Raw genomic sequence first — 19,148 nt, forward strand, 5'->3', positions numbered from 1 at the left:
TGTTTTGGTATAAAGTTTAATAATAAATACCTCGAAAACCTATATTTTAAATTAAACAAAAAAACCCTGTTTTGAAAAAAGAGTAATCAAAACGGGGTCATTCTATTTTTTTCGTTTAAATGGACAATTCAATTGATAAAAACTCAGCCAGCTTATGTTCATGTTTATCGAGCATAATCTGTTCTGGCTTAATGCCTTGCTCACGAAGTACTTCAATGTTCTGCACAAGGAATTCGTCGCTACCGACAACATAGAAAAGTCCATCCTTGTCTGCAGCAAGTTTTTTCACTTCTTCATAATAATCTTTACGGTTATCGACGAACTGTGATGTGAACTTCTTATCAGTTGCAGATTTAAAAACATTAGTGAATAAGAAATCCTTCGATGAATCAATGTTCAAAGAATGAATTTGATTGACGTTATCATCACGTTCGAAATAATCGAGTACAAGCGGTCTAAAAGTTGCCAGACCAACACCTGATGACAGCAGGTAAACATTTTTGTCTTCTCTTTTAAGTGGTACATTCGAGTGGGTTTTAAATATTGCAACTTCATCGCCGATTTTATGATTTCTTAAAAACGTTTTGAACTCAGAGCACTGCTCTTTGATACGTGTTGTGATGCCAATTGAATTTTCGTGCGGTAAAGTAGAAATCGACATGTGACGAATCAGGCTGCGGTTTGGTTTATCTCCGGCATTAAAACCTTTCAGTGCGAAGTGTGTGTGGGAGCCTTCTTCCCATGTAAAGTCTTCCGGACGATCAAGCAAGTATGTTTTAACCTCAGGTGTTTCTTCAATAATCTTATTTATTTTAGTCCAGTATATTTGCATTATCTATTCTCCTCATCCATTTATATATGTCGTTACTATCAAGCATACAATAGATGATAACTATTCTCAATTAAAAAGATTAGAAATATAGTATTTATATTTTATTAGATTCTATAAACTCAATTTTGGCCTTAATTTATAGAAGTATCGCGATTATACAGGATAATATTTATATTGGATGTTTCAAACAATTTTTCAATTCGACTGCCCAGAATACTTTGTTGCAATTCAAAACGTTTCAGCTCATTGAAAATGGGAAAACATAGGGTAAAAAAGGAGGCTACCTTATGCCATGGAATCACAACGATTACCCAGATTCAATGAAAAATTTAAATCCAGATGTACGAGAGAAAGCCATCGAAATCGCTAATGCCTTATTACGGGACAATCATGATGAAGGACGAGCTATTGCCATTGCAACCTCTCAGGCAAGAAAGGCTGTAAATGGGGAAGAAGATAAACGCATCACATATGAAGTGATTTCTCGTGATACAGACTGGATCCTAACCAAAGAGGATGGGAAAAGGGCTATCTTTGCTGAGGAAACAAAATCGGATTTGCTTAGTAAGGCCAAGCCTTATGTAAATGAACATAATGGAATTCTTAGAATTTACGAGGAAGACGGTTCTGTTGAGGATACTTTGTATGAGTAAAATCGGTGCCAGGTACCTAAACTATTCAAAATAGTTTAGGTACCTGGCACCGAACACTACCTCATACAACAGGCTATCTCGCAAAAATACAATAGTATGAAGAGTGATATGAATGAATCCTACCCTACAATAACTTCCCAGAAAACAAGGCACGTAAAGACAACGTGATTAATCACTTTTATTGTATTCTTATGCTTTATTGACCCCTTCCTTTGCTTTCAATCTTTGTGGTTGAGTAACCTTCTATAAAAAATTAATAAAAGTCACAATACACTATCCAATCCTGTTTTTCTGGATTATAGAAAAAATAGAAACTACCACTATCTACTATATTAAATCGAGCCTTTAAGTCAGAACTTATCTGAAATACAAATGGGTAATCTTCTCCAAAAGAAACTCCACTTTGAGTAAAAGAAGGATATCCTCCAACTTTATGAGTCGGATATATTTCTTCTACAATATCATCGTAATACTCTATACCATGCTCTGATTCAAGTCGTAATATTGCATCTTCAATTACGGGATCTATGCTATCAGAATCTTCCCAAGAAGGCGTGTCATTATCCACAAATAAAGGAGATAATGGAAAAGGTTTTATCTTCGTTGATTGTTCATTTATCTTTTGTAACTCCTCTAAATTTGAATAACAATTTATCTTAAAAAATGAAACTAAATTATCCATATTTAGATTTTCAAATACAACGAAGTCCATATAAATTGTTACTAATTGATAGCTCATTATTTCCTTCGGTACATAGGGCAATTTACTTAAAAATATTGTACATATGGGGTCAAAATTGGACGATATTGTTTCTCCTTCTTTTCCCCATAAAACCTTCCCAATCCAACTTTCACCTAATTCCTCTGTTGGTCGGATTCCACCTGTTTGAAAGATTGTTGCTGGTTTAAATAATACATCTTTAATTTGAGAAATATCCAATAAAACCCTCTCCTTAATAAATGCTTGTTTCTTATTTCAGATAAATAGCACACCGCCCAATCAAAGTGTAACATTTCAAATGGACCGCCGAAATTTAATGATGTTTTGACGAAAAAACAGACCATCGGACTGATGGTCTTGTTTAACTAAAACACCTTTAGTTTAAGAGTATACTTTCGCATTAAGAAAAAAGAGCTACCAGCTCAGTGATCTTAATTTTAATTTATTTTTTCAAAACTGGAATCCAAATTTCGCTCTTCACAGATGGTGAAGTTAAATCTTCGGTTTTAATCGACAAAATTTCGGGTCCTTCAGTTACTTGATAATTGGAAGATGGAAACCACTCAGAATAAATCCTTCCCCAAGTTTCCTGTAGCGTACTAGGAAAAGGTCCCGTTGATTCAAATATCGCCCATGTTAAGGCAGGAACTTCAAGTTTTGAAAATTTTTCGGGGAATTCTTGTGTTGTTGCCACTCCTATATACTGATCAAGCTCTCCTTTTCCCTTCATCCGTCCTTCAGAAAAGTTTGTAGAGGCTTGAATCATTCCTTTAGGTTCGATATTAGAGAGTTTTTTTAATTGAACTATATCTTCCATAGTAAAAGATTTCCACATTGCCGTAATTTCTGGGTTTTCTCCTTCAAAAATAATTGGAATTCTTTTCATGATCCCAATTATGTTAAATGCTTCTTTTTGTTTGACTTGGTAATTCATTTCATTTCCTCCTCTTATTGATAAGTGAAAGGTCATTAGTGGATAGGATTTTAATTGATGCCCATTGTTTCTTGCATCAGATGGTGTTACACCATGTAAATTTTGAAAAGCTCTTGTAAAAGAGTCGGGTGAGTTGTATCCATATTTAATAGCAACATCGATTACTCTTATTTTACTATTATTAAGCTCTAATGCTGCCAAGCTAAGTCGTCTACGGCGGATGTATTCCGATAATGTAATACCTGCAAGGAAAGAAAACATCCTTTTAAATGGTATTCAGAACAATGTGCTATACTTGCCACTATCTTAAAATCTATTTCGTTAGTAAGGTTTTCCTCGATATACTTCATTGCATCGTTCATGTTCTTAAGCAAATCCATTCCATGACCTCCTTCCTTAATAGAATAGCAGGAGTTGAATCTATCCACCCTACATTTAGTGCACAGATATGCAGGATTAGACTAAACTGCCGCTTTAAGTTCTATTAGATAAATGCTTTACTCCTTCTTGAAGTAAAGCACCCGTTAGTTGAAGAAGGATTAAATGCAGATGAGGGTGAATATAGATAATAGTCAATATGTAAAGGGGATTACGCTTATGAAAAATATTTTTAATCATTTGCATACAGAGGAAATTTTAACCCGTATAGACAAGTTAAATCGGAATTCACAACCACAATGGGGAAGAATGGATGTTGCTCAAATGCTAGCTCATTGCTCAGCGTTTCAAGATATAGCAATGGGGAAATCTTTTCCCCCGAGAGGTTGGTTAGGGAGGTTAATAGGAAGATTTGTTAAACCAATTTTGTACAATGACAAGCCGATACCTCACGATATGTCCACTATTCCGACCATTTTGATAACAGAGAAAAAAGAATTTGATACAGAAAGAGAAAAACTGAAACAAAAAATTATTGCATTTCAAAATAATGGACCAGAGAAATGTACAACTCATTCACACCCTTTTTTCGGCAAACTTAGCTCCGAGGAATGGGGTAAAGGAATTTATAAGCACCTTGATCATCATTTAAAACAGTTTGGAGTTTAGTCATCTATATCCCAATTTTGTAGATCAGAATTTAATTAGTACTGCTCCCCTGTTAAATAGTGTACGACGAAAAAAAGGGAGAAAACAACTTTGCTACTGCATATTTTACTAATGTTAGTTTCTTTTAATATGTACATTATTTTTTCACCCCTAAATTGCTCTTTAGGGATCTTTTTTTATTTTCTTTTTAAACTAACCTGCACAATAAAGGCTACATAATGACAGTCCTATTCTCCTAAAGCACCAGTTAGTTGAACAACGGATGTATTATCCACTATGAATTTCAAAGCAGAAATATCCAAAAGGTAAGTGTTCTTCTTTTAATCCCATTTCTGATTTTGCAATTTCCATCATTTTAGGTATAAGTTCTCCTAAAATTTCCTTGTACTTCTCAAGTGCCTTTTTATAAGAAGTTACATCGGCATTTTGACATAAAGGAAATAGAACTGTCCCTATTCTCAAATCATTAAGCGGCCTTGGGGTATCTGGAACATTAAGACATTCTATAATGTGTTTCTTCTGAATCTTCTCGTCTAACCAATCTCTACATTCTATAAAGAACATATATTCTTCGAACTCGATTTGACTTTTAAATTTTTCATTGAAATAAAACGGTGTAATTCTAATGTAGTCGGTAGTTGAATTGGAACTAATAATTTCATTTAATACGCCCATTAAACCTGTAATAGTCGGATAATATCTATATTTTCCATTATAGTAAACAGTGTTATTGTAAACTATTTCGTTAATTTCCCCTTTATCTTTCCCTATCATTATCATCGCCTCCTTTATTACATATTTAAACCAACTTCTTCTTGAAGTAAAGCACCAGTTAGTTGAATAAGAACTCTCTATTTTTTAAATGTTATTTATCTACCGTCATAAATATTCTTAAGCAGTAATTGTTTTAAAGAGGAAGAAAAGAAGCTATATCTATCACTTCTTTCCTTCCGATAATCTATTGATATGTAAACTGATAACAGAGAGGCGTGAGAAAAAGATAAGAAGCCCTTTCAACAGGATTACTCCCTTTTCAACAGCGTCAAGAAAGCTCTAAATCTCAGAGAATGCAATAAACATCATGTTCTATGAATTAATATGGTATTCTCTAATTAAATGAAAAGAAATCTTTGTTTCTTCTATAGGATGGGACTAACATACATCTAGAGAGAAGGAGGAGAAAAATGAACTCGTTAGAACATGTATTGTGTGAAAAAAGATCCTATTCGAGAGAGTTTGCCTCTCACCATCATGAGTTCGGGCAATTCCTTTTCCCTCTACAGGGTTCTTTGGATATTAAAACGAAGGGTCAAGAGGTCAACCTGAACGAGGACCATTGTTTCTATCTGCCGCCCCAGTTGGAACATGAATACCGGTCTAAAGACCGGAATGAATTTTTAATCCTGGATGTTCCCACACATTACTTGCCGGAACAGACATATAACATGCATTTCCAGTTGGATACGCAGTGGTCGGCGATCCGGTATTTGTTGCTGGAAGAGGCTAAGAGGCCGGACAGTGCATCTTCCTTGGTAAATTTAGCCCGCTATGTCGTCAGTAAACTCCAGACCTCGAATCCAGCGTCGATTGACTACATCCATAACCATTTCAAAGAACCGATCACTTTGGAGACCTTAGCGAAAATCGAACATTACCACCCCGTTTACTACTCGTCCTGGTTCAAGAAAAGAACCGGAAAAAGCTTAAAGATGTATCTAACTGAACTGCGCTTGCAAGAGGCCAAAAACCTTTTGGTATCCACCAGTTGGTCGATGTCGAAAATTAGTGAAGAATTAGGTTTTGAAAATTCTTCATCGTTTACCCGATGGTTTGGAAACAGCGAAGGAATAGCCCCACAAAAATATCGATTTCTTAATAATGGTTAAAGAGGATATTAAACTCGGCAAAGAAAATTTCCAGGGAATTTTCTAAAATGAGTTTAATATCCTTTTTCTCTTTTTATCGCGTGGAGCAAAATGAAAGGAAACTCTCTGTTCTTACAGCACAAAAACTAGACGTGAGGTGAAACAACATGCTTCGGACTCCTTTGTTTGAAAATGATGTACCTGTGGCACTCTTCAACAATTAATAGAGAGAGTGCTGCATCTCTCTGTCGAGGCAGCTAAAGCCTATCAATTAAAACGGAGGGTATAAAAATGAAAAATACATTAATTGGTTCATTCTATTTAATAGTGGCTTCAAGCATCTGGGGCGGCATGTACGTGGTCGTAAAAGTAGTAGTGGACGTCATCCCGCCACTGGAACTTGTGTGGATGCGCTATTTGATCGCACTGGTGGCCCTTGGCATCATCGGATTGGTGACACGGCAGAATTGGCGAATCAAGAGACACCACTTCGGCATAATCCTTGCCATCGCCATCATCGGCTACGTCATTTCCATTGTGGCCCAGGAAACCGGCACGATGCTGTCCACTGCCCAAATGGGTGCAATCATAACGGCGACAACACCTGCATTTATGGTGGTGTTCGCCAGTTTGATCCTAAAAGAACGCTTAACGAAGAAAAAGGCGATTTCCGTCACTTTGGCCACAATCGGTGTGATTGCCATTGTTGGAATTGATAATCTCAACATGTCCAGCATGCTTGGCGGAATTTCCTTAGTGATTGCCGCCTCAACCTGGGCGTTGATGTCTGTACTAGTCAAAATGATACCGAGTGAATACTCTCAGATTGTGGTGACGACCTATGCGACGGCAATTGCCGTGGTGGTTCTGACGCCTTTTGTGATTCCCCGATTGCCGCAAATTGAGCTGCACAATCTGGCCGACCCCACCATATGGGGTGGATTGCTTTATTTAGGAGTCATTTCGACTTCCCTGGCTTTTCTATTATGGAGCCGGGGGCTGCAGATGCTGAATGCCTCCAGCGGCGGGGTTTTCTTTTTTTTTCCAGCCTGTTGTCGGAACTTTGCTGGGCTGGCTGTTACTCGGAGAAACGATCAGCATCATGTTTTGGATCGGTTCTGTTTTGATTCTCCTAGGGGTATTGATTGTCATTACCGATAAGCAAGAAGAAGAGCAGCTGCCGAGCCATTCATTAGCTCAAAAAACAACGTAAAAAGAAGAACTTTCAGGAGGAATTAAGATGGCAACGTTCGATGATTTTCAACAGATTGATATGCGGGTAGGCGAAATAATCCGAGCAGAAGAATTCCCGAAAGCCAGAAAACCTACCTATAAACTGTGGGTGGACTTTGGCGAAGAAATCGGGCTTAAACAAAGCAGTGCCCAAATTACCGACTGTTACAAGCTGGATGAACTAGTGGGCAGACAGGTACTAGGCGTCGTGAATTTCCCCCCGATGAAAGTGGCAGGTTTCAGTTCAGAGGCGCTAGTAATGGGTGTGTATTCCGAACAAGGGGTTGTCCTGATCGAACCCCAGCAAAAAGTGAAAAAAGGGGATAGGTTGGGTTAAAGATCCACGTTGAATAACATATAAAAAACAAGAAGGAGATAATCTTCCGCTTGTTTTTTTTACGAAAAAATCATAAAAAGAGTTCGTAAAAGCACACTTTTACGAACTAACTCTTGTCGGGTAATAAGAAAAAGCTATTCTCAAAGGGATAGCTTTTCTTTAACCTCATCAATTGTTTTTCTTGCTCCTTCTTCAACTAAAACGCCAGATTGTTGAATGAAATGACTGTCGTTTTAAAGATAACTTTACTATCACAGGACACGTTTTTTGTGCAAAATTTTAGAAAAATACGAGATTTAATTGTTTATTTGCCACTAATTTCGGAAAGCTAATCTTCAACTAAACTGCTGCTTTAGTTGAAGTGAAACCCTTCACAATCATTAGCTATTTTAACATAAGTATCCAAAAAAAAAATCACCTCTCAGTAAACTAGAGAGATGATTTTAAAATTTCTTGATAATTATCAGTAACCGACTTTAATGTAAAGTTACCAACTATAATGTAACTGTACAACAAAGCATACTGTCTTCATACAACTCAATTGTACCCTAATAACTTCAATAATCCGCGTTTTTATTAACTAGAAAAAATTACCTAATACAACTCAGTTATACCCTAAGAAATATTAATTCATATATATTGTGACAACTAAGTTATACCCCAGCTAACTTCTAAGTAATATATATAACCCATTAAAAATTTTAAAAGATCTTCTATCTTTGTTTATTTCATTAATAAATAAAATCCTTATATAAGTCAGATTGAATAACCTTTTCAGGTGACAATCCATTTTCAAGAGCCATTAACTTTATTTTTTCTACTACAGTCGGAGTACTTTTTGGGGATACATAAACGGCTTGAATTAACTCGTCTATTTTGCATGAAACTATAGTGCCTTTTTCATTAAAAAATTCATATGATTGTTCTTCTAATATATCCATTCTAACTTGCCATTCTTCAATAGGAACCTCTTCCTTTTCAAATAATGATTCAAGTAACCCCTCATCAATTCTACTTGCTACAACCATCAATCTTAATTCGTTTTCATGAGAGAATGATTTTCTTTTGTAAAATAATGTATCAAAGATGTTTACACTAGTCATTTCTTCAAGAAAATTTATGTATTGTAATCTCCCAGAGAAAATTTTATATCTTAAATCATTTATGGAATTTATCAAGCTCTTATAATTTGTTTTGATAGCAATACCATCATCTGAATGTATATACAGATCCCACATACCTGCAGACTCATAGTCATTCATGTGCCAACAAGAGATGGCGGAAAATTCCTGAATTTTTTTCATTTCAACTCTCGGGGTAACTTTGGTTATTTTGTCATCATCAAATCTTTTAATGTCCCAATTAGAATAGCTTCCTTCAAGTGGATCTATAAAAGCACTCGGCTTAGCAAAAAATAGTGCTTTATTTTTAAGTAAAAAGTCAAATTTATCTATACTCATAAATTTCCATATAGTTGGGTTATTTTCTACTTTATATTGAGAACTGTAATTATAAATAGACTCAAAGTCCATAGCATATCTATATGCTTTATTTTTATATGTTAAATCCATATAATTTCCACCCTCTATAATGTTGTCAAATATTCAAATAAAATGCTGTAACGAAAAAACTACAAAAGCAACTAAAGGGGTATTAGCTGAATAAGAGCTAAAGAAGGACCCTCTAATAGGTCCATTTAATTACTATATTTCAACAACGTTGTATCAAAAATATTTTAATTCTTCTAGTATTATCTTATTAGTTTATAACAAAACTTAATTAAATATACTTTGAATTTTTCCTTTTGTGATCTTTTAATCTATTGTAGAACGTTCTATGTTTTTCCACATACTGTTCAGTTCTTGTTAAGAATGATAACTCACTTTCCAAATTAATTTTATAAATCGAATGGCAAATCCAATGATATACCTCTACTTTTCCTTGACCAATAGCTTTACTAACCAAATTCTTAAAATAGAGCAGAACTTGCTTGTCCCTTTTAGCCCATTCTATTGAATTCTTATAATCTCTTAAGAGCTTATTAGAGTAATCCAATTTATTCATAAAAATCATTTCTTCAATTTCAAGAATGTTTATATTTAATTTTTTTGAAACAGACTCTATATTTAAGTGGTTATTATTAATTAAACTCAAAACATTACTTATCCATTCTTCTGATTTATCTCTTCTAATTTCAAGCAAGCACCAATCACTAATCCTAAAAACTTTTTCATATACAAAATTACATTTGTTGCATTTAAAATTAATCGACAATCTCTTTGTAGTTTCTTCCTTTAGATATATACTAGTGAAGGTTATAGTATTAACGTTAAATAGATCACAAAAGTAATTCAGACAAGGAAAAGGTCCATTTTCGCCAGTTGGAATTTTATAACTATACATAATAAAACTCGACAAAGAATTAAAAAAGAAGTTTATTAAAATTAGAAATTCTACTGGAGCCATATTATATCTCCAACTTAAAGGATCTTGTTCCATTGCTTTATATATTTCTTTATTAAATTTAGCAATTTCCAAGAATTCAATTCCATAGAATTTTTCAATTTCGCTTTGAAGCTTTGTTACATCTATTTTCCCTGAAGGTTTCACAAATCCTCTTTCAATAAATAGAAGGTAAAATTTGTTTGATTTTACCTTCTCATAAAGCTTAAGATTAATTTTATTTAAATAAAAACTTTGTCTAGTAAATGTTTTAGCATGAAATAATGTTTTTTTAGATAACGGCATCCTCGGAATATTGTGTACATCAATATTAATTTTAGTGTTAAGTTCTAGCTCATAATAAGGAGTATTAATCTCTTCAAGAGGGATCTGGTGTATTGGGCAAATAAAAATAGAAGGTATTTGATGTGAAATTCTCCAATAAGCTTCCCCAAAACTTTTGAAATCCGTTATATAACATTTTGGACAATAACTAAATCGTGGTTTAAACGAAAAAATTTTACTCCTTATCTGAGACTCAATTTTATTAGTACCATAAACCATATACTCATAAATTTCATTATGGTTGGCAGCATAAACGAAATTCAAAAATAGTAATACATGGTATGAGAGGATAAGAAGAAGTCCTTATCTGGAACATCGAAATATCTTAGTTTTTCAAGAAGGCTATTGATATTTTTGGGGATTAAAGGCTCTATTTTTGTTAGACCATGTTCTTCAAGTGTTTTATTAACATTTTTATTTAAACTTCTTTTATGATATCTTGCATATATACTATATAACAACTCATCACTATGAATAACTGGAAAGAATGTATGCATATAATCACCTCTAATGATTAGAATTAGATTGCTTTTTCCATTCTTTAAGTCTCTCTTGATAATCGGATTTAGTTTCAAAAATTGTTTTGATAAACTCTTTTGTTAGAGGTAGTTTGTCTAACTTTTTTTCAATTAATGACAACTTATCTATTGCAACGGCGACATGCCTTTTAGTTAAACGTACAGGTCTCTCATTTACATCTATAGTTAACAGATAGTTTTTTATTAGTTTTAATATTTTAAGGTCTCTTTCATTCCAATTAACCCTTTGATTTAAGTTTGTTTTTTTTAATTGAACCGGGGAGTTATTATTTAACCATGCTTTGTCATTTCTATATAGCCACATATAAACTTTTTTGTTTAAATTTCTGAGTTCTGTCTTCGAACATGCAGGATTTGCTTCTTTAATCGTCAACCAATGAGAACGATAAACATTAACGGTTTTAGATTTTTCAACAGGTTTGCTCTTATTTTTTTTATCGTTCTGCAGCTTGTAATATTTAATAACTGTCCCCACATCAACATTTAGATACTGAGCTGCTTTCCTATAGCTGAGTCTCTCCTGCTCTATATACTCAATTAATTTTTTCTTCCAAATCTCACCAAAATTTCTAATGTACCGGTATCTAAACTTATCTTCTTGGATGATGTCAGGACCAAGACGAGTATACTGAAATTCACATGAACAAGTAAATATTCCAATTGGTCTTCCGGTGTCTGTGCATCTCTTTATCTTAAGATCTGTTACTACCATTTTCTTATAATTTTCATCAGCAGGATTAAGGCAAGGGAAGGGCCCTTTCCCAAAGGGACCTTCATCATTTACCGTTCTAACTGTTTCAAGTTCTATACCTAAAAAATTCAATAAAAGCAAATGTCTTAAAGGATGAAATGAGATTCTGTGTTTACGGGTAATCGTTTTCAACCAACATGATTCATGCTCTAGTGACGGAACCGATTGAAAGTAACGTAAAAATTCAACTCCATAGAAAGATACAAATTCTCTGTATAAATCTCTTTGTCTTACTCTTCCTTGAACTGTTATTAAGCCTTTCTTTCTTAGTGAAGCTTTGTATATCGATAGTAAATTAGTAAGATTAAAGTTTAAATCATTACTTAATAGCTTTTTACTTTCAGTTGCAATCTTACTCATTTGATTAATATTTTCGTCAGTAATATTCCCTGTAATACATCTATTGAGAGCGGAGGTCATGCAATTACTCTCATTCGGTGAAACTAATTTTGAATTTTTATTTCTATACAAAACGGAACTAAAATGTAGTAATAATTTATGATCTGTACAAACAAATACACTTGGAAGCTGGTGTGAAATCCGCCAATATGATTCGCCACGTATTATTAAGTCAGATTCTAAACAATAAGAACAATACTTAAAGTACTTAGATTCTTTTACTGTACTAGCAACTTGTCCAATCGACATGTGTAGATTCTTTGTTTTTGTTTTTCTGATTTCTTCCATAACTACTTCTTTCTGAGTAGTAATGAGAAAATTAGTAAAGTAATAAAAAGGCGTATGATTGTAAATTAAGGACTCTAAATTTTTATATTCAAAGATATGAAGCTGTTCTACCAATGCCTCCAGGTTTGAAGGGAAATCCGGCGTTAATTTGGACCTTTGACCCTTAAAACATTTTCCAAGTGTACTTTTAGTACCTAAACTTGTACTTTTAGTAAAATATCTAGCACATAAACTATATATTAATTCATCATCGTATGGATTTGGAAACCAACCAAGCAATATAATCCCATCCTAAAATAGTTTATTATCAGAGAGGGGAGCTACCACTAATCCTTTTCCGACTAAGGATTCGTGAGCTGATTTTTTCTCTTTCCTTCCATTATCAACTATTTTAAAAATTATATTCGTAGTTCTTTTATTTTTGGAATTATTAACAGCTGCTTTATTAGTTTCCATACGTTCATTAATAATCGTTAAAGCTAATTGAACTGCTTCTTGAGGTGTAATCTCCTTGTTTTCCTGGATTACTTTTTTTGCTGTCATTTCCGCTAACTTTTCATTTATATCTAAATTCATTAATGTAATTGTAACTTTTTGAAGGATTGATATTTCCTTCTGTTCTCTTTTTTCTGCTATTTTCTCTTTCTCTCGGGTAATCTTATCTCTCATATTTATTGGAGTTTTTCTTTGTAAAAGGAAATCTTCAATATCAAAAGGTGTTATATCATCATACCTTGCAATATCCTCTAACCTACCTTCCCTTAGAGCTTTAAGCATGGGTTGTAGCATTTTTAAATATTTTTCGCTAACTTTTCTTATCATATTAGGAGAAATTTTTTCATATCCTTTCTCCATTGCATAAGACTGCGCAAACATAAATAATTTAACTGCAATGTCCACGATTCCTTGGCTCTCAAAATACATTACTTCCAGCCATTCTTTCGTTAGATCAACTTTCTCCTTTGTCCATTGATACTTCCACATTCTAGTCATTAAGACTTCCCAATTGTCATCCATCTTCATTTGTTCCCAGATTAACTCACCGTGACCACCAGCTCTTCTTGCTTGTCGAAAATTAACTTGAAGTAATTGCCTTGCTTTTGTCGTTCCAATAAACACCATTGGAATTCCAATTTCATTTACTAATGTGACAAAAAATTCATCATACTATTAGAAACTTCAGCTTTTGCCGTTAACATGTGCTGAATCTCATCAATAACTAAAACACCCAAACAATGCGCTCTGGCCAATTGTCCGATATAGATAATTAAGAAACTTAAAGACTCTCGTTTGAGACCTTGTTTAAAATAGTCGGTACCTAAAGTCTCATCAATTTTTGTAATAAAATCTAAACATAGCGTCTTCGGAGACCCGTCATTTGGGCAGTTTAATTTTATCCATGGAATCTGAATAATATTTAAAGGAAATTTATGGATTATTACTTTTGGGTATAGCGAAAGTATCCTTTCAATCGCTGACGATTTCCCCATCCCAGAATATCCTATAATAGTTAAGCTAGATGCTGTTTTTCTTATATCAGGTGGAAGGCCTAGAGGTTCTTTTTTCTCTAATCTTCGATGCATTTCTAATAATGTTTCTGCATGAGTTTTGTTTTTAGGATTTCTATAAATATAACCATTTCTTAATAATCTTGAAAAACTAACTTCTAACTCCAGCGTTTGTTCCAACGGTTGATAAAACCTTGTTAATCTAGTCAGTGCATGGTAACGATGTAAGACCGAAAGACTTCTTTCTTTTTCGCTATATTCTGGTAAATACCTTAGTTGCTCATATGACTCGTCTATAGAAAGCATAGGTGGAAGAGCTTCTATTAATGGGTTGCCTCGATATTCTTCAATATCCTGTTCAATGTATTCCGCACTAAATGCAAATTCTCCATTATCTAATTTAATTAGCTTCTTCATTTTTTATTTCGTCCTTCGTTTGCAAATAATTGTTTGATCGAAATTCTCAAAGGATTAATCTCTTCAATGTCTTCATTTTGCTGTGAGATACTCGATAACTTCTCTTGATTATCAATTTCCAAGTTAAATGCTTCTTCCTCTCTTCGTTGAATGCGTTCTTCTCGTTTATGTTCCTTTATATTTTTTGTTCTTTTAGACTTGCTTATCGTTTTATCCAGCTTTTCCTCTTTATTCTTATTAGCAACTTTCACTATATTCTCAATGTCCTTGAATAAGTTAACCTCTTTTTCTAGCTGAGTATGTTCAAAGCCTTTAAAATCTTCTTTTTCATTTTCTAGAAGTTGTTCAATTTCTTCTATAGTCTTATCTTTATATCTATCTTGATGATTTAACAGTGTACACGGAATATAACGTTCTTCATCATTGGTATGTAAATAAATTACATCCATATTTCTTGGATCATAAGAAAAGTCTACTTTCCAACTTCCATCTTTTCTTGCCTTAGAAAACCACTGTTCATTAATTGCTCTAGCTGTTGTATAAAACATCTTTTTGTATCTTATTCCATTTTCAGTAATAGTAGCCTTATCTCTAGGCAACAAGTAAAACTTTATATCTTTGATGTTAGGTTTTTTCAATTTACCTGCAGCATTTTTTACTCCCCATTCCCATAACTTTATTGGTATAGGTTGAACATTATCTTTTATCTGTTGTTCACTTCTGACGTAATCTCCCATATAAAAGTTGTTATTATAAAAAAGAATGAACTTTATTAAAATTCTGGTGTATTCCTCAATATTAAGACTAGCTTCTAATCGGTAATCTTTTGCTCCTCTTTCTCCATGATCTTCGTGTACATATCCAGGTAGAAATGGTTTTATTTTCTCTTGTGAAGTATCAAATAATTTTTCAACTATCCCCTTCCAGTCTGGACGGTAGGGAGGAGTGTTGCTAATGTTAGTGCCTAATCCTTCAATCAAATGGTTTACTCCCTGACTAGCTAATTCACCTCTGTCACCAATAAAATTGTTTGGTAAATGCATAGATGGCCACTCATCCATTGATATATTAATTCCATATCTTTTGCAGTATTCTGTTTTGTCCATACACGCATTTGCAATTGCACTCATCATCGCTTTCCAAGAGGCATTCTCTAAACCTACATAAAGGCCAGTTATAAGATGTGTATATACATCTACGATGAAATAAGTAGTAGGTCGACCAACTATCCAGTTTGGGTTAAGACGATTTACTAAATATACGTTACCTGGTGTTGCATCAATTTGATAAGTATCACCAGGTCCTTCCGTTTCTGCTGTTGACGAACCTAGTACTGCTCTGTAGTTTTGTTCAAATTTCTTTGGACCTTCTCGAGCTATGGTGACTTTATCATTTTTGTATTCATTATTAAACCAGTAATAAAATTGCCTTTTAGTAGGTCTTTCCTCTTCAGGTTTAAGTACCAACTTTTCATCATTTGACTCATCAAAATATTTAAATTTTATAAAATAATCACGAATCATCATTTTATAGGTAAAGCTAAGAGATGGTTTTTTTGTACTTAAATAATACTTTTTTATGGATTTTTCAAATTGATTTTTTATCTCTGGAGTAATAACAATTCCTTTTTTCCCGTTAACTTTTGGTCTTCCTGTCTTCTTCTTATAGGATATTTCAACTTTATTTAAAGCATAGTCTGGAAATACAGAGTCTTTCACTTTTCCCCTTTGCCAATATTTCCTTAAATTTTTATAAAATGTTTTGTGAGACTTAATACCATACTGATTCATGGCTTCATCTATAACTTTTTTTCGTTTATCAAAATGATAAATTTCAGGCTCTAGATTTACTAAATCTTTAATAGTAATCCAAGCTTTATCTCTAAATTCAATATCCTTTTCAGTTGGTTTTCTTTTTAAGAAAACTCCACTATCCACCTGAATAGAGTATTCCGCACTCTCTATTTTTTCTTCAACATCTTTAATTAACATTTGAAAAGGAAGTGCAAGACGTTCATTTACATCAATAACGTAAATAACCTTATAACTTTTGTTAATCCACAAGATTCTGTAAACTATTTCAGTATCAACATTTACAATAAGCTCATTAACCGATAGAACTACCATAGTTTCTGTTGGAACTCCTCTCATTAATAATCATCTCACTCAAGCTTATCTTATGGGGTTGTATAGCTTTTTCCATATCATATGGTTCAATATACCGGCGAGCATATAAATGTCTCATATAATAAATACTGGAACCGTCCTCAAGATTGTAAAAAGAATCAAATTCATTACAACATGTAATTGACTGCTTTTGTGGATTCGCCTTCAGCTCTTTAGCCAAATAATCTAAGAAGTGCAGGCTCATTTCTTCTTCCCGACTATTATCAAGGTTGTAATACTCATGTATATATTTCATATTCTTCATAAATTGATTGGACATTACTTTTTCGTCAATAAGAGCCCATTCTATATCTCTATCTTCCCAATATTGTCTTTCTATCTCCAGTTTTTCAATGACGCGAGGGTTTTCTAACTCACTACTAGGTTTTATAGAACGAGCAATCTGTATAATCTTGTTATCCACACGGCTTGTTATTAAAAAATCAGTGGTCATTACGATAGGTATTTGAGTGCTATTATCCATTGGATGGGTGTGATTCTTCTCAGAGGCTATTTTTAGCGTGGTTTCACGCTCAATCGGATATTGTTCTCTTATGTCTATTACTTTCTTGCTCCATTCTAAGTAATAGAAATAAGAGAGCTCTAAATCAGAGAGGAATTGGTGTATTCTATTGGTTTTCCAACCTTTTGGACGATGAGATCTTCCTTTACTAGGTACGTCCTGAATTGTTATCCATGGTTTATAATGATTAAGTTCACCAGAACCTCTACCTTCCGCATAAAATCTTGCTATCTTCTCCTCTGTCCAATTATATTTATTAACCGACACATCATCACCACCAGTCGACTTCTTTTTACTATTAATAACAAATATTCTGATAATTTTCAAGCAAAAGGCAATATTATGGCTTTTTTATGTAAATTTGTATTACCATCATTTAATTATAATTTTTCATACTAGATAAACTAAAATAGTTGCAAATAGCATATAAGCAGAATATTATATAAGTAAATCATTATATGCTAATAATGAAATGAGAGGAGGTAAAACTCATGGAAACATCATCGATTGAAATTGAAAGGGCTGCCACTATATTAAAACTGTTGGGTGATAAAACAAGACTAACAATGCTTAAAATGCTTGATTCGCATGATTATTGTGTATGTGAATTTGTTGAAATATTTAAGGTTAGTCAGCCTGCCATTAGTCAACACGTACGGAAGTTAAAAGATGCTGGACTAGTGGGGGAAACAAGACGAGGTCAATGGATTATCTATTCATTGAACAAGGAAAGTGATGTTTTTCCATTGGTTCAGAACTTGATGAATCATCTTCCAAACCAAGATTTTAAACTACAAGAACTAGAAGAACAGGGATTGCGTATCTCATGTGAATAATGGAGGTTAGTATTTTGTCACCAGTCATTTTAGCAGCATTGATTTTTATCGTAACGCTTATCTTCGTAATTTGGCAGCCAAAAGGATTAAATATCGGCTGGTCTGCTTGTGGAGGAGCCGTTATTGCGTTATTAGTAGGAGTTGTTGAGTTTAGTGATGTCATAGAAGTAGTTGATATTACTTGGAATGCAACACTATCCTTTATTGCGATTATCCTCATCTCTTTAATTTTAGATGAGATCGGATTATTTGAATGGGCTGCTTTACATATGGCGAAAGCTGCAAAAAGTAATGGTATTAAAATGTTTGTTTATGTCAGTCTTTTAGGAGCAATTGTTGCTGCCTTTTTCGCTAATGACGGGGCTGCATTAATTTTGACACCAATTGTCTTAGCGATGGTTCGTAATTTGAATTTCAAAGAAAAATGATCTTTCCTTTTATTATGGCAAGTGGGTTTATTGCGGATACAACTTCGTTACCATTTGTCGTAAGTAACCTAGTTAACATTGTATCAGCTGATTTCTTTGATATTGGTTTCGTGGAATATGCTTCTAGAATGATTATTCCTAACATATTTTCTTTGATTGCAACTATTAGCGTTTTGTTATTTTATTTTAAAAAAAGCATTCCACGAACGTACGATTTATCTAAGTTAAGAGAACCAAAAGAAGCAATTAACGATATAAAAATGTTCCATCTTTCATGGTATGTTCTTGCTATATTGGTTGTTGGTTACTTTAGCAGTGAATTCATCAACATTCCTGTTTCCATTGTAGCCGGAATAATAGCTATTTTCTTTATTATAATGGCAAGAAGAAGTAGTGCTGTCGATACAAGAAGTGTTATTAAAGGAGCACCATGGAATATTGTATTTTTCTCAATTGGTATGTATGTGGTTGTATACGGACTAGGGAATGCAGGACTTACAAGTGTTTTAGCTGGCGTTATAGAAGTAGCTGCAGAACAAGGACTATTCGTAGCTACGATGTCGATGGGCTTCATTGCAGCCTTCCTATCATCCCTAATGAATAACATGCCAACCGTTATGATAGATGCTTTAGCAATTGCTGAAACGAATACTTCCGGAACTATCCGAGAAGCACTTATTTATGCTAACGTGATTGGATCTGACTTGGGACCAAAAATCACTCCAATCGGTTCACTTGCAACGCTAGTATGGCTTTATGTTTTATCCCAAAAAGGCGTAAAAATTTCATGGGGTACTTATTTTAAAACAGGTATTGTCTTAACAGTCCCTATTCTATTCATTACATTATTAGGTCTATATATTTCGTTATTGTTTTTCTAGTATG

Annotated in this window: 15 protein-coding genes and 3 pseudogenes; 7 read left to right on the forward strand and 11 right to left on the reverse strand. The window is 33.7% G+C overall.

Annotation, left to right across the window (positions count from 1 at the left end):
- Positions 1-115 precede the first annotated feature (115 nt).
- Positions 116-832 carry a dihydropteridine reductase gene (locus OR571_RS01420; protein WP_282241087.1) on the reverse strand — a complete coding sequence of 239 codons (717 nt, stop codon included), beginning with the start codon at positions 830-832 and terminating at the stop codon, positions 116-118.
- Between the two features lie 287 nt (positions 833-1,119).
- On the opposite strand from OR571_RS01420, the gene OR571_RS01425 reads away from it, so the two are divergent.
- Positions 1,120-1,485 (forward strand): DUF2188 domain-containing protein, encoded by a 366-nt coding sequence (locus tag OR571_RS01425; RefSeq protein WP_282241088.1) that lies wholly within the window; start codon positions 1,120-1,122, stop codon positions 1,483-1,485.
- A 253-nt stretch (positions 1,486-1,738) separates the two neighbouring features.
- Here OR571_RS01425 and OR571_RS01430 read toward each other — a convergent pair whose 3' ends face one another.
- Both OR571_RS01430 and OR571_RS01435 read right to left on the reverse strand, forming a co-directional pair.
- A complete protein-coding gene (locus tag OR571_RS01430; protein WP_282241089.1) occupies positions 1,739-2,425 on the reverse strand; it encodes a DUF1963 domain-containing protein in 687 nt (228 codons plus the stop codon).
- 223 nt (positions 2,426-2,648) lie between these two features.
- Positions 2,649-3,520, reverse strand: a pseudogene (locus OR571_RS01435) (AraC family transcriptional regulator).
- Positions 3,521-3,737: 217 nt separating this feature from the next.
- On the opposite strand from OR571_RS01435, the gene OR571_RS01440 reads away from it, so the two are divergent.
- Positions 3,738-4,187, forward strand: coding sequence for a DUF1569 domain-containing protein (locus OR571_RS01440; RefSeq protein ID WP_282241090.1), 450 nt, complete (start codon positions 3,738-3,740; stop codon positions 4,185-4,187).
- Positions 4,188-4,454: 267 nt separating this feature from the next.
- Here the strand turns inward: OR571_RS01440 and OR571_RS01445 are convergent, their stop codons facing one another.
- The gene (locus OR571_RS01445) at positions 4,455-4,961 is read right to left on the reverse strand and encodes a hypothetical protein (protein WP_282241091.1); all 507 of its coding nucleotides are present in this window, start codon (positions 4,959-4,961) and stop codon (positions 4,455-4,457) included.
- Between the two features lie 410 nt (positions 4,962-5,371).
- Between OR571_RS01445 and OR571_RS01450 the strand changes: the two genes are divergently transcribed.
- The 3 genes and pseudogenes from OR571_RS01450 (at position 5,372) to OR571_RS01460 (ending at position 7,622) form a co-directional block, all read left to right on the forward strand.
- Complete coding sequence (locus OR571_RS01450) at positions 5,372-6,073, forward strand: helix-turn-helix transcriptional regulator (protein ID WP_282241092.1); 702 nt, start codon at positions 5,372-5,374, stop codon at positions 6,071-6,073.
- 270 nt (positions 6,074-6,343) lie between these two features.
- Positions 6,344-7,265, forward strand: a pseudogene (locus OR571_RS01455) (DMT family transporter).
- A gap of 27 nt (positions 7,266-7,292) precedes the next feature.
- Positions 7,293-7,622 carry a tRNA-binding protein gene (locus tag OR571_RS01460; RefSeq protein WP_282241093.1) on the forward strand — a complete coding sequence of 110 codons (330 nt, stop codon included), beginning with the start codon at positions 7,293-7,295 and terminating at the stop codon, positions 7,620-7,622.
- A gap of 731 nt (positions 7,623-8,353) precedes the next feature.
- Here OR571_RS01460 and OR571_RS01465 read toward each other — a convergent pair.
- The 7 genes from OR571_RS01465 to OR571_RS01490 form a co-directional block, all read right to left on the reverse strand.
- The gene (locus OR571_RS01465; RefSeq protein ID WP_282241094.1) at positions 8,354-9,193 is read right to left on the reverse strand and encodes a DUF2971 domain-containing protein; all 840 of its coding nucleotides are present in this window, start codon (positions 9,191-9,193) and stop codon (positions 8,354-8,356) included.
- Positions 9,194-9,401: 208 nt separating this feature from the next.
- On the reverse strand, positions 9,402-10,628 hold the full coding sequence (locus OR571_RS01470) for a TnsD family Tn7-like transposition protein (protein ID WP_282241095.1): 1,227 nt from the start codon (positions 10,626-10,628) through the stop codon (positions 9,402-9,404).
- Positions 10,629-10,916: 288 nt separating this feature from the next.
- Positions 10,917-12,665, reverse strand: coding sequence for a TnsD family Tn7-like transposition protein (locus OR571_RS01475; RefSeq protein ID WP_282241097.1), 1,749 nt, complete (start codon positions 12,663-12,665; stop codon positions 10,917-10,919).
- A gap of 12 nt (positions 12,666-12,677) precedes the next feature.
- On the reverse strand, positions 12,678-13,508 hold the full coding sequence (locus OR571_RS22710) for a hypothetical protein (RefSeq protein WP_348775002.1): 831 nt from the start codon (positions 13,506-13,508) through the stop codon (positions 12,678-12,680).
- Between the two features lie 20 nt (positions 13,509-13,528).
- Positions 13,529-14,311 (reverse strand): ATP-binding protein, encoded by a 783-nt coding sequence (locus OR571_RS22715; RefSeq protein ID WP_348775003.1) that lies wholly within the window; start codon positions 14,309-14,311, stop codon positions 13,529-13,531.
- Positions 14,308-16,437: a Mu transposase C-terminal domain-containing protein gene (locus OR571_RS01485; protein WP_282241098.1), complete on the reverse strand. Its 2,130-nt coding sequence runs from the start codon at positions 16,435-16,437 to the stop codon at positions 14,308-14,310. Before OR571_RS01485 ends, OR571_RS22715 begins: the two co-directional genes overlap by 4 nt.
- Positions 16,418-17,326, reverse strand: coding sequence for a TnsA endonuclease N-terminal domain-containing protein (locus OR571_RS01490; protein WP_282241099.1), 909 nt, complete (start codon positions 17,324-17,326; stop codon positions 16,418-16,420). Before OR571_RS01490 ends, OR571_RS01485 begins: the two co-directional genes overlap by 20 nt.
- Before the next feature lie 164 nt (positions 17,327-17,490).
- On the opposite strand from OR571_RS01490, the gene OR571_RS01495 reads away from it, so the two are divergent.
- Both OR571_RS01495 and OR571_RS01500 read left to right on the forward strand, forming a co-directional pair.
- Positions 17,491-17,835 (forward strand): ArsR/SmtB family transcription factor, encoded by a 345-nt coding sequence (locus tag OR571_RS01495; protein WP_282241100.1) that lies wholly within the window; start codon positions 17,491-17,493, stop codon positions 17,833-17,835.
- Positions 17,835-19,144 (forward strand): annotated as a pseudogene (locus OR571_RS01500) (arsenic transporter). Before OR571_RS01495 ends, OR571_RS01500 begins: the two are co-directional and overlap by 1 nt.
- Positions 19,145-19,148 lie beyond the last annotated feature (4 nt).

This window comes from Psychrobacillus sp. NEAU-3TGS (genome assembly GCF_029955155.1).
Classification (GTDB): domain Bacteria; phylum Bacillota; class Bacilli; order Bacillales_A; family Planococcaceae; genus Psychrobacillus.

Bases quoted from the DNA above. Each gene is read 5' to 3' on its own strand.
- OR571_RS22715 (WP_348775003.1), bottom strand. From the start codon at position 14,311: ATGAAGAAGCTAATTAAATTAGATAATGGAGAATTTGCATTTAGTGCG.
- OR571_RS01420 (WP_282241087.1), bottom strand. From the start codon at position 832: ATGCAAATATACTGGACTAAAATAAATAAGATTATTGAAGAAACACCT.
- OR571_RS01460 (WP_282241093.1), top strand. From the start codon at position 7,293: ATGGCAACGTTCGATGATTTTCAACAGATTGATATGCGGGTAGGCGAA.
- OR571_RS01495 (WP_282241100.1), top strand. From the start codon at position 17,491: ATGGAAACATCATCGATTGAAATTGAAAGGGCTGCCACTATATTAAAA.
- OR571_RS01465 (WP_282241094.1), bottom strand. From the start codon at position 9,193: ATGGATTTAACATATAAAAATAAAGCATATAGATATGCTATGGACTTT.
- OR571_RS01440 (WP_282241090.1), top strand. From the start codon at position 3,738: ATGAAAAATATTTTTAATCATTTGCATACAGAGGAAATTTTAACCCGT.
- OR571_RS01445 (WP_282241091.1), bottom strand. From the start codon at position 4,961: ATGATAGGGAAAGATAAAGGGGAAATTAACGAAATAGTTTACAATAAC.
- OR571_RS01470 (WP_282241095.1), bottom strand. From the start codon at position 10,628: ATGGTTTATGGTACTAATAAAATTGAGTCTCAGATAAGGAGTAAAATT.
- OR571_RS01450 (WP_282241092.1), top strand. From the start codon at position 5,372: ATGAACTCGTTAGAACATGTATTGTGTGAAAAAAGATCCTATTCGAGA.
- OR571_RS22710 (WP_348775002.1), bottom strand. From the start codon at position 13,508: ATGGTGTTTATTGGAACGACAAAAGCAAGGCAATTACTTCAAGTTAAT.
- OR571_RS01425 (WP_282241088.1), top strand. From the start codon at position 1,120: ATGCCATGGAATCACAACGATTACCCAGATTCAATGAAAAATTTAAAT.
- OR571_RS01485 (WP_282241098.1), bottom strand. From the start codon at position 16,437: ATGGTAGTTCTATCGGTTAATGAGCTTATTGTAAATGTTGATACTGAA.